Source organism: Clostridioides sp. ZZV15-6383 (assembly GCF_020657735.1).
GTDB lineage: Bacteria > Bacillota > Clostridia > Peptostreptococcales > Peptostreptococcaceae > Clostridioides > Clostridioides difficile_D.
In genome coordinates, this window is sequence record NZ_JAGWCV010000070.1 from 1 (window position 1) to 13,291 (window position 13,291).

Here is a 13,291-nt window from a genome sequence, read left to right on the forward strand (position 1 = left end):
TGCTAATAGATATACTTTTGTTTGGAAAAAAGCTATAAATAAAAATATGGCTAAAATGATGAATAATATATCTGACTTCATATTAAAATGTGAGATTGATTTTGGTATTAAAATAATTTATAAATATAAAATCAAAATCTATCATTTAAAAAAACTTTTAAAGAAACTAAAAAAATATCAAAAGAATCAAATATAACATTTGTTTATAGAAAAGGAAAGAAAATTTAAAGAGAATTATAAGCCCATAGGGGTGTCAACTTAGAATGAATAGAAGTATACAAGCAGAAGAAGATTTCGCTCAAGTAAAACAAAATATGAAATTTAGAAGATTTTTAACCCGAGGTAAAGAAAATGTTCTATCAGAATGTATTATTGTAGCGATAGCTCATAACATTTCTAGACTACACAATAAAATAATAAAAAATAAACGTGGAATATATCCTCATCATTTGAAAGAATTATTCTAAATTTATTAATTTATAATTAAATATTATCTGAAAAAATGGTATTTTTATGCTTTTATTTGTAATGCATAATTTTACTTAGAACATAAACTTTATATAAAACAATTAAAAATATATCTATTAAGATAAGTAAAAAAAGAGTTGTCACAGAACAAAGTTAATTTGCTCATGCGACAGCTCCTTTTTATATTCAATCAGATAAACTAAGATATAAGCTATAATACGAATAATTTAGCAAACTTAAATTTATTTTATTTTTCTACATTCTTTGCAATTAAGTCCACATTTATTTTTTTCTTGCATATTAGTAGCTCCCCAATTAGCAAATTGTTGTAAAATAGGTACAATACTTTTACCTTTACTTGTCAATGTATATTCGACTTTTGGAGGGATTTCATTATATTGTTTGCGATGAACAATACCATCAGACTCTAAATCTTTTAATGATTGAGCTAGCATAGTATTTGTAACGCCGTCTAGTTTTCTTTTTATGCTACTATATCTAATTGGATTTTCAACTGCTAGCATACATATAATAGGTAATTTCCACTTACCACCAACAATATCTAATGCATAACGTATTGGACAGGTTAATTCTTCAACATTTGTAGTCATATTTTTTTCATTATCTAGATTCATTATATTTACTCCTCACTTACACTAGTATCTTTTTTATACTTTATCAGAAAAAACTGCATACTTGTTTTTTTTGTATTTTATATTAAAATTATATCAAAGGATAATCCTTAATACAAGTATTTAAAAGGGGTGTAAAAACTATGAAAGTATTAGAATTTTTAAACAAAGCAGGAGTTTATTATTTAGCAACAGCCGATGACAAGAACCAGGCACATGTGCGTCCTCTAGGATTCGTTATGGAATACGATGGGAAACTTACATTTTGCACATCTAACCAAAAGGATATGTTTAAGCAACTTATTTTTAATCCAAAGGTTGAGATTTGCTGTATAGACCAAAAACTCAATACTCTACGTATTTTAGGTGAAGCAGTATTTGTTACATCAAAAGAAACACAAGCTAAGGCTCTTGAAATAATGCCAAGCTTAAGTCAGATGTACTCTGTAGGAGATGGCAAATTTGAAATATTTTCTATTGATAATGCAAAAATTAGTTGCTGCTCAATGAGTGGTAAAAAGATTGATGTAGAGCTTTAATTATAGCTGAATTGACATTCATGACGAAAGTTAAGAAAACGTTACTACTAAGATATTAGAGATTTAAACCTAGACACAATAAAAAGATTTTTAAGCAGTAAATGTGTAAAAATTTTTAGTTATTAGATTTGTATTCCAACAAATACATATTGTTTTGAATAATTCATAACAAAAATAAGAATAATTAAAGTTTATTTTATGATGGAGTGTAATTCCTTTTAAAAATATTTTAACTGTAAATGATTGCAAGTAAATTTTATTTAATATGAAGAAAATATGATGATTATAAAAAATTGTTGCTTATTATTTATATATTTTTGTATGTAAATAATAAGTAGCATGACTTTATAAATTAATAGTGATAGAATATAAATTAATAGATAAGATATAATTTTAAAAGGAGTGATATAAAATGAGTAAATATAGTTCTTTGTGGGAATATGTTAAGAAAAATGGTACTTCATCATTTAAATTAACTTTTGAAGAAATAAAAAATATTGCTGGAATAGAGATAGACCATTCTTTTTTGAAGTATAAAAAAGAAGTAAATGAATATGGATATCAAGTTGGAAAAATTTCTTTAAAAGAGAAGACTGTTATTTTTAATAAAATTGATGATTATTACAAATAAAAAAGGGCGTAGCACTATTTTTTAGTGCGACAGCTCCTTTTTGTTATGCATAATTTTACTTAGAACATAAGCTTTATATAAAACAATTAAAAATATACCTAATTAAGATAAGTAAAGAAAGAGCTCTCATAGAACAAATTTAATTTACTCATGCGACAGCTCCTTTTTAGATGATGCTTTTTTAGCTTTATATTATAAGGAGTATAAAACTAAACCTATTAAAAATGTTATAATTTTTATTGCCATCATAGAATATATCAATTCATCAAGTTTATAAAAGTAATTAAGCTTTATTAAATAGCCTCTTCATCATAATTTACCCATTTCATATAATATAAATAGTATTAAGATTTTTTATAAGAGTTAAAGCAAGCATGTATTATTACTCAAATATTTGTATAATCAACATCTAGTAATTTACCTTTTTGGTGAAAATGATTAATAAGTTTTTTAGGATAATTCATTATTAATTCATCTGGAAAATTAATTTCTTTTAAGATATTCTCAGAATACTCATAGTTACCTATATCAAAACAAATGTGAGCATCTGAAGTTAGTATGATTTTAGCACCATATTTTTTGCAAAGTGTAGCAATATACTTACAATTATCCGAGCTACCATTTCTTGACACGCCTTTTATAGAACAATTATTTATTTCTATTAAGATATTCTTTTCCATGGCTAATTTAATGATTAATTCATAGTCGATTGGATAGTTTGGATTTCCAAGGTGGCCTAATATTTCAATATTATCATGCTTATTTATTGCATTTATTAAGGCTTTAGTATTATTCTCTAATGTATTTGGTGAAAAAACGGCTTCGTGAAATGACAAGATAAGATAATCTAATCGAGGAATGACAAAAGGCTCTAAATCTATATTTCCTTCAGTGTCTAGTATATTTGCTTCACATCCTCTTAAGATTATAATGTTATTTATGATTCTTGGGATATTTTGAATGTTGTGAAAGTACCATTTGTGGGGAGAACCAGGCATCTTAGGACCATGTTCAGATGTACCTAGTATCTTAATTCCATTTTCTTTACAATAATTAATATTTTCTAACAAAGTACTATAGCCATGACCACTGACTATAGAGTGGGTGTGTAAATCTGATAAAAAATTCATATAAATTCCTCCTCTGTAAAAGATGAGGGTAACGTAATTTATATTATAAGATGAACAGGAAAAAAATCAATAGTTACACAATTAGACAAAAATATTAAAATATTGTAAAATTAAGCTTAATAATATTTAACAGTGTTACTGCTTATAGGGGAGGTTAACTATGATACAAAAGAAGCTATCAAGGAAAGAAAAAGTTTTAATTTGCTTGAAAAGGTTAACAGAAGAACACTTGAAACTTAATAATGGCATTAGATTTGGATTTGATGCAGAATATATTGCTACTGAAGTATGTATAAATAGAAGTAATGCTAGTAAGGAGTTAAATCAATTAATAAAGGAAGGTATTATTATAAAGATAAAGGGAAAACCTGTTCAGTACTTATATAAAGAAAGTATTGAGAGTATTTTAGGAAAGAAACTAAATAAAGGGATATTTGATAATATTAATTCTATAAACGAATATAGTGAAAATGATTCTATCAAAGATGAGTATATTGTAGAGGGTATAAAAAAAGAGAACAATATTTTTAATTTAATAGGATGTGATGGAAGTTTAAAGTCCCAGATAGAGCAAGCTAAAGCAGCAGTAATATATCCACCTAAGGGGTTGAGTACATTAATAATAGGGCCTACAGGAGTTGGTAAATCTATATTTGCAGAATATATGTATAAGTATAGTTTAACTATAAAAGAAGATAGTGATAATGCACCATTTATCATATTTAACTGTGCTGATTATTCTGATAATCAGCAATTATTATTAGCACAGCTTTTTGGATATGTAAAAGGAGCATTTACTGGAGCTGATAAAGATAAGTATGGTATTGTACATGAAGCTAATAATGGAATATTGTTTTTAGATGAAGTTCATAGGTTATCTGCAGAGGGACAAGAAATGCTATTTCTGCTTATGGATAAAGGTATATATAGAAGGTTAGGAGAGGCTAATAAGGTACATGAGTGTAGGGTTATGATAATTGCAGCCACTACAGAAGACCCAGAAACAGCAATGTTAGAAACGTTTTTAAGAAGAATACCTGTAACTATAAAGATTCCGTCCTTAGAGGAAAGAGGCTTTCAAGAGAGAATGAAGCTTATATGTTATTTTTTTAAAGAAGAAAGTATTAGGATTGGTGTTAAGTTAAAGGTTTCAAAAGAAGTTATTAAGGCATTTATTTTGTATAAGTGTAAGGGAAATATAGGACAATTAAAAAGCGACATACAATTAATTTGTGCAAGAGCTTTTTTAGATTATATTACCTATAAAAGGGAATGTGTATATGTAAGACTCTCTCTTCTACCAAACAATATTAGAGAATCATTATACGGAAATAATAGAAAAGAGGAGTTTGTACAAAACTTCAGTTTTATTGGGAAAGATGATATTATTTTTTTACCAGAAGAAAAGAATTTTGAAAGTGAAAATTTATTAATAGAAAATAAAAAGTATGATTTAGATTTCTATGGAATGATAAAAGAATCTTGGAATAAACTTCAACAAGAAGGTATTAAAGAGTCTCAAATTAGAAGTGTTATAGATGAAGATATACAGAAGTATTCCTATAATTTAATGAATACTTTTATATATAATAGTAGCAATCAAACAGCCTATAACAATATTGTTAATGATTCAATTGCAACTACTGTGAAGCATATTTTACAAAAGCATGATAAATGGAGCAAAAGAGAAGGGTTAGATAAATTAATAAAAGCTATAGCCTTACATATTCAGAATTTAATTGAAAGAATAAAGATTGGTAACATAGTAAAGCATCCTAATAAAGATGAAATTATGAAGGAAAGAGCATATGAATATAACATAGCAAAAGAAATATTATCTAATGTGTCGTTAATGTATGGAGTTGAGTTCCCAGAAGATGAAGCAATTTTTTTAGCAACGTTTCTTTATTTATCTTATGTGGGATTAAATGAGGAGAGTATAGCAATATTAGTTATAATGCATGGTGAATCTACAGCATCTAGCATGGTGAATGTAGCTAATACTTTACTGGATTGTAACCATGCGGTGGCAATCAATATGGGATTAGAAGATAGAGTTCAGGATATTTTAGTCCAAGCTATAGAAATAGCCAATGAAATTGACAAAGGAAAGGGAATTTTAATTCTAACTGATATGGGGTCTATTTTAACATTTGCTAAAGTTATTCATGATGCTACTGGAAAAGAAGTAAAAGCAATAGATATGGTAAGTACACCTATTGTAATAGAAGCAACTAGAAAGGCCCTAACTCCGAAAATGACATTAGAGAAATTATATTTTAATATTATAGAATCTATAAAGAAACATTATGGAGATATGGAAATTACATATGTTGAAAAGGATAATGGTGGTAGATATTTTGATAGATTACTAATTGATAATATTAGTAAAACTTTGACTTTTTTAAATGGGGAAAAGGCTTATTTTATATTAAAAGAAGTAATTAATAGAATTAGCGAACATTATTCTTTAGTAATTCAAGATGAGCTTTTAGTAAAGTTTATATTTCATTGCTCATGTATGATTGAAAGAGTAATAATAAAAGAGTCTTTAGTTTATAAATCATATGAAGAAAGAGTTAGTAGAAGTAAAGAATTATATTTAGTTATAAAAGAAAGTTTTAAGCTCGTAGAAGAGACATTCGATATAATTATTTCAGATATGGAATATGCAAATATATTAGATATATTTGAATCACAATATGATACAGATAAATTCAAAAGTTGATACAAAATTTAAAAATAGCCAAAAGGCTATCTTTTTTTTCATTCTTTTTGATACAGATTTGATACAGGTTTGAAAAAGCTTTTGATACATATTGAAAGAGTAAGTTTTTTTTAAAAATTAAGTAAAAAGGTTTGATTAAATCCTGTAGAATAGCCATTTGTTATTGATACACATAAGTTGGCACAGCAATTGCTTATATAAAAAGTGACAAGAAAAGTGAGGTGAAATTGGTGATAGGGATAATAGTTATGACTCATGGGAGTTTTAGTGAAGAAATTATAAAAAGCTGTGAACTTATTGCAGGACCAGCAGAAAGAACAGCAGCAATTAAACTAAATAGGAATGATAATATTGAAGACTTAAATAGAAATTTTGTAGAAAAGTTAAATGAATTAGATGAAGGTGACGGAGTTTTAGTATTAGCTGACCTATTAGGAGGTTCACCAAGTAATGTTGCAAGTTTAAACCTTAAAAAAGGTGGAAAGTTTCATGCACTTACTGGAGTAAATCTTCCAATGCTACTTGAAGCTTTAATTAATAGAGAGGGGAAAAGTTTAGAAGAGTTAGCAGAGGCATGTATTGAAGCGGGGAAAACTGGTATAAACCATATCAATAAAGTTCTTAGCTCAATGTAATAGAAAAAGGAGTTCGATTAAAAATGTCTTTAGTAAAATATTGCAGATGTGATGATAGATTAATACATGGTCAAGTGATATATAAATGGGTTAAGTATCTAGGTGTTAAAAAAATAGTAGTAGTAGATGATGAAACAACTAATGATGTTATTGCTAAAGGTTTGATAAAAATGGCAGCACCAAAGAATATTGATTTATCAATATTAACTGTAAGTGAATCAAGGAGGTACTTTTATAATAACCAAGCTGATAATAACGTTTTTGTATTAATTAAAAACTTAGATACTGCAAATAGAATGATAGAAGAAGGAATTGATATTAAAAAACTTATTATTGGAAGAATACCTACAGGGATAGGAAAAAAGAAAATATCTCAAAATGTATACATTAATAAAAAAGAGTTTCTTTTAATAGATGAATTTATTAAAAAAAATATTAATGTATCAATTCAAATGGTACCTGATGAGGAAGAAGTAGAATTAAATCACAATATTAATCGCTGTAAAGGAGAATTTGTTTAGCAATGAATAAATATAAGGTAATCATACTCTGCCATGGAACTTGGGGAAAGGTATTAGTAGAAGAAGCGAATAAAAATTTTGGATTGTCAAATCAATACGAAGTTTTATCACTAAGCTCTGAAAAAGATGTTTCTGTGTTCATGAAAGAGGTTGAAGAAGTAGTAGATAAAGAGGATGTGAAAATTATAATATCAGATTTGTATGGAGGTTCTACATCAAGTGTTGCAATAGCTGTTGCTATAAGAAGAGGGATAGATGCAATAAATGGACTTAGCTTACAGACAATTTTAATCGTAGATGAAGAATTAAGCAAAGAAGATGAAGTACATACATTACCAGAAAGAATCGTCAAAAAAAATAATAACCTTTGTGTGGATTTAATTAAAGAATTCAAAAAAATATAAATTATGAGGTGGATATAATGGCAAAAATAACATTAGTAAGAGTAGATCATAGATTAATTCATGGACAAGTTATAACAAAATGGGTGAAAATCGCTCAAGCTCAAAAAATAATAATAGTTGATGACTTCTTAGGTCAAGATGAATTTATGGCTGACATATATAAAATGGCGGCACCATCAGGAGTAGAAGTAGTTATTTTAACAGCAGAAGATGCAGGACAAGCATTCCAAAACAATACCTTAGGAGATAAAAATATATTTATTCTATTTAAGAATGTTGATATGGCAAATAAGGCGTATAAGGCTGGACTTAAATATGAAAAGATTCAATTAGGAGGTATTCCAAATGAAGCTGGAAAGAAGATGGTATTTACAGCTGTTTCATTAGGAAATAAAGATGTAGAACAACTAAATGAACTTAATGAAGAGGGGGTTGAAATAGTTCTACAAGTTATACCAGAGGAATCATCTATGACATATGAAAATGCATTAAAGAAATTTAAATAAAAATTATAAATTAGGGGGAATTATAAATGGAATCTGTTTTGATGTTGGCAATTGTAACAGGATTATGGTATTGGTTTGCAGCAGGTCTTGCAGGGTATACCCTTTTCTCAACACTAAAGTCTCCTTTATTTATAGGCTTTAGCCTTGGATTACTTTGGGGTGATGTAACAACTGGTATGATTGTTGGTGCAAGTATAGAAATGGTTTATCTAGGAATGGTAGCAGCAGGAGGAAATATTCCATCAGATAAATGTTTAGCTGCTCTTATTGCAATACCAGTAGCACTTCAAACGGGTGTTAATGCAGAAGTTGCAGTATCTATTGCGGTACCTTTAGGTGTTATAGGAGTATTAGTTAATAACTTAAGAAGAACTGGTAATGCTGTATTGGTTCATAAGGCAGATAAGTATGCCGAAGAAGGTAATACAAAAGGTATCTGGAGATGTGCAACACTTTACTCTTTAATATTTGGGTTTGTTTTAAGATTTCCAATAGTTTTTGTATGTAACTTTTTTGGAGCAGATTTAGTTAAATCATTATTAGATGTTATACCACAATGGTTAATGAATGGATTAACAGTAATGGGTGGTATATTACCTGCATTAGGTTTTGCAACAACAATATTTACTATAGGTAAAAATAAATTCTTACCAATGTTTATTATAGGATTTTTTATGGTTCAATATTTTGAAATATCAATTACTGCAGCTGCAATATTTGGTGTTTGTATAGCTCTTTTAATTACCTTTATGAAAGAAGACAAAAGGGTAGGTGAAGTATAATGCAAGAAATAAAAAATAAAGAAGTTAAAAATGGACAAGGTACAACTGAAGTTAATAAGACAAGAGTACTTACGAAGAAAGATGTAACAAAAACATACCTAAGATGGTGGTGGACAGCTGAATTATCTAACTCTTTTGAAAGAATGCAAGCATTAGCAGTTTGTGCAAGTTTTACTCCAGCTTTAGAAAAGTTATATAAGAAAAAAGAAGATTTAGTAGATGCGTTAAAAAGACACTTACAATTTTTTAATACTCAAGCTATATGGGGAGGGTTAATTCACGGTACAGTTTTAGCTATGGAAGAAGAGAAAGCTACTGAAGGAAAAATCCCAGGAGAGGTTATTTCAGGTGTTAAGAATGGGCTTATGGGACCTTTGGCTGGAATTGGAGATACTTTAGATTTTGGTACATTTCAAACAATATTCTTAGCTTTAGGTGCTTCATTTGGAGCTGAAGGAAGTGTTATAGGTGCATTTTTCCCAATAATGTTTAGTATATTGCTATTTTGTGAAGGTTATTACTTATTCCATTTAGGATATTCTTTAGGTAGAGATTCAATTAAGAAAATTCTATCAGGTGGTATTGTCAATAAGATAATTGATGGTGCTTCAATTCTAGGAATGTTTATGATGGGAGCGTTATCTGCAACTACAGTTAAGCTTTCAACTCCATTATCATTTGATATTGGTGGTAAAGCAATTGTTGTTCAAGATACATTAAATATGATTGCTCCAGGTTTATTACCACTTGGTGTTGTATTCTTCGTATATTGGGGAATGAAATACAAGAAGTGGACAATAACTAAGCTACTAGTAATTTTAGTTGTATTAGCATTAGTAGGATCATTCATTGGAATATTCTAATTTACAGTGATTAAAATATAGAATTTAATTTTAGGAGGAGAAAGAAATGTCAGAAAAAATGTATACAGAAAAGGAATATTTAGAAGGAATTAGAGGAGCAACAGGAGAAAGAGCAGTATGGTTCTATCTTCTTATGAAAGAAGCTGAAAAATTAGGAGTTAATCCAGATAATATATGTAAAGAAGCAATATATGGGTTTGGTAAAATGAGAGGTCAAAAATATAGCGTAGCAGACACTCCAGGAAAAATGGCAGAAATGTTATATAACAGTAAAGGACAAAAAGTGTTTGAAATGGAATTAGTAGAAAATACAGATGAGAATGGAGTTTTAAAATTCCATCACTGTCCATTAGATGCAGCTTGGAAAGAATATGGATTAACTAAAGAAGAAAGAAAAGAAATTTGTAGATTAGCTTGTTACGGTGATTATGGAAGAGTTGATTGTGCACAAGGCGTTAGATTAGAGTTTGCTCAAAAATGTGCTCATGATGATGAAGTTTGCGAATTAGTATTCACAAGAAAATAATTTTTAATGCTAAAAGCCTGTTCTTTAAGGACAGGCTTTAAAAAACAGAAAGTAGGTTGATTTATGGATATAAGCAGAAGTGTAGATAATAGTTTAAATATAACAGTAGAATTCCTAAAAGAATTGATAAAAATTGACTCACAACAAGGTGAACCTATTTCACAATGTCCTTTTGGTATAGGACCTAAAAAATCTCTAGAGAAAACTTTAGATTACTGTGCTAGTTTGGGTTTTAGCGTTAAAAATATTGATAATTATATTGGATATGCAGAAATTGGAGAAGGAGAAGAATTAATAGGGATTCCAATGCATTTAGATGTAGTTCCACCAGGAGACGGGTGGAGTGTAGACCCATTTTCGGGAGCAGTAATTGACAATATTATTTATGGAAGAGGTGCCATAGATAATAAGGGGGCTGTATCTATGCTTATACATGTATTGAAAAATATAGAGGATACGTACCCTACAATTAATAAAAGAATAAGATTAATTTTTGGTACAAATGAGGAAACAGGTATGGAGTGTATCAAATATTATTTAGATAAAGGTGAAGAAATTCCAAGTATGGGATTTACTCCAGATGCTATGTATCCAGTGGTTAATGGAGAAAAAGGAAGAGTTCATATAAGGATAGAAAAAGAGATTAAAGTTGATAAAGGTAAACCTTACATAATAGTAAGGGGAGGAACTAAAGAAAATGTTGTTCCATCTTATTGTACTGCAAAAATTATTAATGGAATTATTTCAGAGCTAACTACTAAAGGAGTAGCTGTGCATGCAAGTAATCCTGAAAAGGGAGAAAATGCTATATCTAAAATGATAATAAAGCTAGTTGAAGATAATATGGATTTTCAGTATAGAGAAGATATAGAATTAGTTTCAAAATACCTTTGTAGTGACTATTATGGAGATGCATTGGGAATTAATCAATATGATGAGGTATTTGAAAGCACTACTTTAAATTTAGGAATCTTAAAAGTGAATGAGGAAAAAATCATATGTGAGATAGATATAAGGTATGGTAAAAATATAGTTTTAAACAATATAATAGATAGATTCAAAAAGTTTTTTTGTAATGGTTGGAAAATAAAGGTTATTGCTCATAAAGACTTACATTATGTGGATGAGAGTAATTTAGTACTTAAAAAGTTATTAGAAGCTTATGAAGAAGTAACAGATAAAAATGGATATACAATTGCTATGGGTGGTGGCACATATGCAAGTTGGTTTAAAGATATGGTGGCGTTTGGACCTAAGTTCTTAGCGTATAAAACTGGCGGTCATGGAGCAGATGAAAGAGTACCAATAGAGCATATACGAAAGAATATGGAGATATATACCCTAGCTTTAATAAAACTATTAGAATTGTAAAAGGAGAAGAGGTTTTATGTGCAAATATATAGATATCTTAAAAAGAGAGATAAAACAAATTCAACTTTATTTAAGTGCAAACATAATTAAGAATGCATTAGAGGGAGGTATACTTGGAACTGGGAAAATAGAAATAGCAGCTGTACTTGGTGGAGCAAAAACAATCTGTGCGTTAAATATATCTACTGCAATTAATACAGCTATACAATGTTCAACATCATCAAATACTATTCCATCTTTAGATGATGGAATAGTATTTGATGATGTTGAAGAAACGTTAAAAAACATGATAAATAAAAGCTGTATTTAGATAGATTAGCTACTAGTTTTATATAAAAATGGATATTATTTATAAAATTTACATATTACACAAATTTTTTTAAAATTTATCTTTTATGATGCTATGTTTTTGACAGCATAGTTTGCTTTTTGCACAGCAAGTTACGCTTGTTTATACCATCTATCTTTCAGAATACGGAGCATTTCTTTCATCAATGCAGTACCTATTCCAAATCTCCGATAATCTTTATACAGGGAAATTGCAAAGGACGGAGTGTCATTATCTATATGTCCGTAATCACTCATAATGCGTATCCAAACAACATCGACAGCCTTTTTATAAACTTCCACAACCACACCTATGTCGTCTTTTTTCTTCCCGAAGTCGGTTATATATCTGCAATTCTGGCTGATTGATAATTGATTTGGGCAGTGCAGACACTCCCTCTGTCACAAAGATAGCTTCGTGCAAAAAATATTCAGGCAAGCTATCATCTCCCTCCGATATTGTTCTAATTTTGAAGTCTATAACCGCCTGCTACAACTACGGTTTGTCGCTCTGTTCAACACCCAGACAAGCGGAAATTGTCATTATTTATCAATATCAATCATAACACAGCGCACTTTCTTTTCCTCTAACGCAGCTTTCATATCGGATGGTAAGGCTAATTTCGCAGTTTTGTACCCCTTATAATATACCTGTTTTGTTTTTCCGTCTTTTTTTATAACTTTTACTGCCAAATAATAAGACAGCTGATGCTCCAATCCCCATGAACTATATTCCAGTTCAACACACTCAATTTCATCAAGTGGGATAGAATATGGTATTCCTGTATTTAGCACAAGACTATCATTTTCAAAGAAAAAGGCTCCTGCATTTGATTTGTTTTTGAATTTGCTCCTTGAATATACAAAATAAGCTAAAAAAACAATAAGAACAATTGTACTAAAAGCAAACATAATAAATATCCTCCTTTATTTTGGTTTATCGCTTACTTTTCCCATGAACTTCGGGTCAACTTGGCGCAAAGTAATCATAACTAAAACATATCAGAATAGCCAGAAATCGTCAAGACTAAAATGAGTGGGCTTTTGAAGTGGGGCTGTCGCACTAGAAAATAGTGCTACGCCCCTATTTTGTATAAAAAAGTAAAAATAGCAAAAAACTATTTGCTAATAAAATAATAAATAGGAAATCAAAAACAGGCTATAAAAGTGAAATAACTTGTTATGCTTGTGAAGAATGCCGTGATTGTCAATATAAAAGCAGTTGCAT

16 protein-coding genes and 1 pseudogene are annotated in these 13,291 nt (G+C 29.1%); 14 read left to right on the plus strand and 3 right to left on the minus strand.

The window, feature by feature from the left end:
* Positions 1-196 (plus strand): annotated as a pseudogene (locus KGF42_RS17070) (hypothetical protein); the annotation flags it as partial.
* A gap of 67 nt (positions 197-263) precedes the next feature.
* Positions 264-467, plus strand: coding sequence for a transposase (locus KGF42_RS20570; RefSeq protein ID WP_413927037.1), 204 nt, complete (start codon positions 264-266; stop codon positions 465-467).
* A 243-nt stretch (positions 468-710) separates the two neighbouring features.
* Here KGF42_RS20570 and KGF42_RS17080 read toward each other — a convergent pair whose 3' ends face one another.
* Positions 711-1,103: a winged helix-turn-helix transcriptional regulator gene (locus KGF42_RS17080; RefSeq protein WP_054272286.1), complete on the minus strand. Its 393-nt coding sequence runs from the start codon at positions 1,101-1,103 to the stop codon at positions 711-713.
* Between the two features lie 140 nt (positions 1,104-1,243).
* Between KGF42_RS17080 and KGF42_RS17085 the strand changes: the two genes are divergently transcribed.
* Both KGF42_RS17085 and KGF42_RS17090 read left to right on the plus strand, forming a co-directional pair.
* Positions 1,244-1,639 carry a pyridoxamine 5'-phosphate oxidase family protein gene (locus KGF42_RS17085; protein WP_054272287.1) on the plus strand — a complete coding sequence of 132 codons (396 nt, stop codon included), beginning with the start codon at positions 1,244-1,246 and terminating at the stop codon, positions 1,637-1,639.
* A gap of 412 nt (positions 1,640-2,051) precedes the next feature.
* The gene (locus KGF42_RS17090; RefSeq protein ID WP_227826758.1) at positions 2,052-2,270 is read left to right on the plus strand and encodes a hypothetical protein; all 219 of its coding nucleotides are present in this window, start codon (positions 2,052-2,054) and stop codon (positions 2,268-2,270) included.
* A gap of 386 nt (positions 2,271-2,656) precedes the next feature.
* Here KGF42_RS17090 and KGF42_RS17095 read toward each other — a convergent pair whose 3' ends face one another.
* The gene (locus KGF42_RS17095; RefSeq protein WP_227823387.1) at positions 2,657-3,400 is read right to left on the minus strand and encodes a phosphatase; all 744 of its coding nucleotides are present in this window, start codon (positions 3,398-3,400) and stop codon (positions 2,657-2,659) included.
* A gap of 160 nt (positions 3,401-3,560) precedes the next feature.
* On the opposite strand from KGF42_RS17095, the gene KGF42_RS17100 reads away from it, so the two are divergent.
* The 10 genes from KGF42_RS17100 to KGF42_RS17145 all read left to right on the plus strand — a co-directional run bounded on the left by KGF42_RS17100 (position 3,561) and on the right by KGF42_RS17145 (position 12,046).
* The gene (locus KGF42_RS17100; protein ID WP_227823386.1) at positions 3,561-6,128 is read left to right on the plus strand and encodes a sigma 54-interacting transcriptional regulator; all 2,568 of its coding nucleotides are present in this window, start codon (positions 3,561-3,563) and stop codon (positions 6,126-6,128) included.
* Between the two features lie 230 nt (positions 6,129-6,358).
* Positions 6,359-6,763, plus strand: coding sequence for a PTS sugar transporter subunit IIA (locus KGF42_RS17105; RefSeq protein ID WP_054272291.1), 405 nt, complete (start codon positions 6,359-6,361; stop codon positions 6,761-6,763).
* Positions 6,764-6,786: 23 nt separating this feature from the next.
* Positions 6,787-7,284, plus strand: coding sequence for a PTS sugar transporter subunit IIB (locus KGF42_RS17110; protein ID WP_227823385.1), 498 nt, complete (start codon positions 6,787-6,789; stop codon positions 7,282-7,284).
* Between the two features lie 2 nt (positions 7,285-7,286).
* Positions 7,287-7,688 carry a PTS mannose transporter subunit IIC gene (locus KGF42_RS17115; protein WP_227823384.1) on the plus strand — a complete coding sequence of 134 codons (402 nt, stop codon included), beginning with the start codon at positions 7,287-7,289 and terminating at the stop codon, positions 7,686-7,688.
* Positions 7,689-7,705: 17 nt separating this feature from the next.
* Positions 7,706-8,194 carry a PTS system mannose/fructose/N-acetylgalactosamine-transporter subunit IIB gene (locus tag KGF42_RS17120; RefSeq protein ID WP_054272294.1) on the plus strand — a complete coding sequence of 163 codons (489 nt, stop codon included), beginning with the start codon at positions 7,706-7,708 and terminating at the stop codon, positions 8,192-8,194.
* 26 nt (positions 8,195-8,220) lie between these two features.
* Positions 8,221-8,976, plus strand: coding sequence for a PTS sugar transporter subunit IIC (locus tag KGF42_RS17125; protein WP_227823383.1), 756 nt, complete (start codon positions 8,221-8,223; stop codon positions 8,974-8,976).
* Entirely contained in the window at positions 8,976-9,839 is an 864-nt protein-coding gene (locus tag KGF42_RS17130; RefSeq protein ID WP_227823382.1) for a PTS system mannose/fructose/sorbose family transporter subunit IID, read from the plus strand. The genes KGF42_RS17125 and KGF42_RS17130 overlap by 1 nt, the downstream gene beginning before the upstream one ends.
* A 46-nt stretch (positions 9,840-9,885) precedes the next feature.
* Positions 9,886-10,365, plus strand: coding sequence for an L-2-amino-thiazoline-4-carboxylic acid hydrolase (locus KGF42_RS17135; protein ID WP_227823381.1), 480 nt, complete (start codon positions 9,886-9,888; stop codon positions 10,363-10,365).
* A gap of 63 nt (positions 10,366-10,428) precedes the next feature.
* Positions 10,429-11,736: a M20 family metallopeptidase gene (locus KGF42_RS17140; RefSeq protein ID WP_227823380.1), complete on the plus strand. Its 1,308-nt coding sequence runs from the start codon at positions 10,429-10,431 to the stop codon at positions 11,734-11,736.
* A gap of 16 nt (positions 11,737-11,752) precedes the next feature.
* A complete protein-coding gene (locus KGF42_RS17145; RefSeq protein WP_227823379.1) occupies positions 11,753-12,046 on the plus strand; it encodes a hypothetical protein in 294 nt (97 codons plus the stop codon).
* 560 nt (positions 12,047-12,606) lie between these two features.
* On the opposite strand, the gene KGF42_RS17150 is transcribed toward KGF42_RS17145, so the two are convergent.
* Positions 12,607-12,975: a hypothetical protein gene (locus tag KGF42_RS17150; protein WP_227823378.1), complete on the minus strand. Its 369-nt coding sequence runs from the start codon at positions 12,973-12,975 to the stop codon at positions 12,607-12,609.
* Positions 12,976-13,291 lie beyond the last annotated feature (316 nt).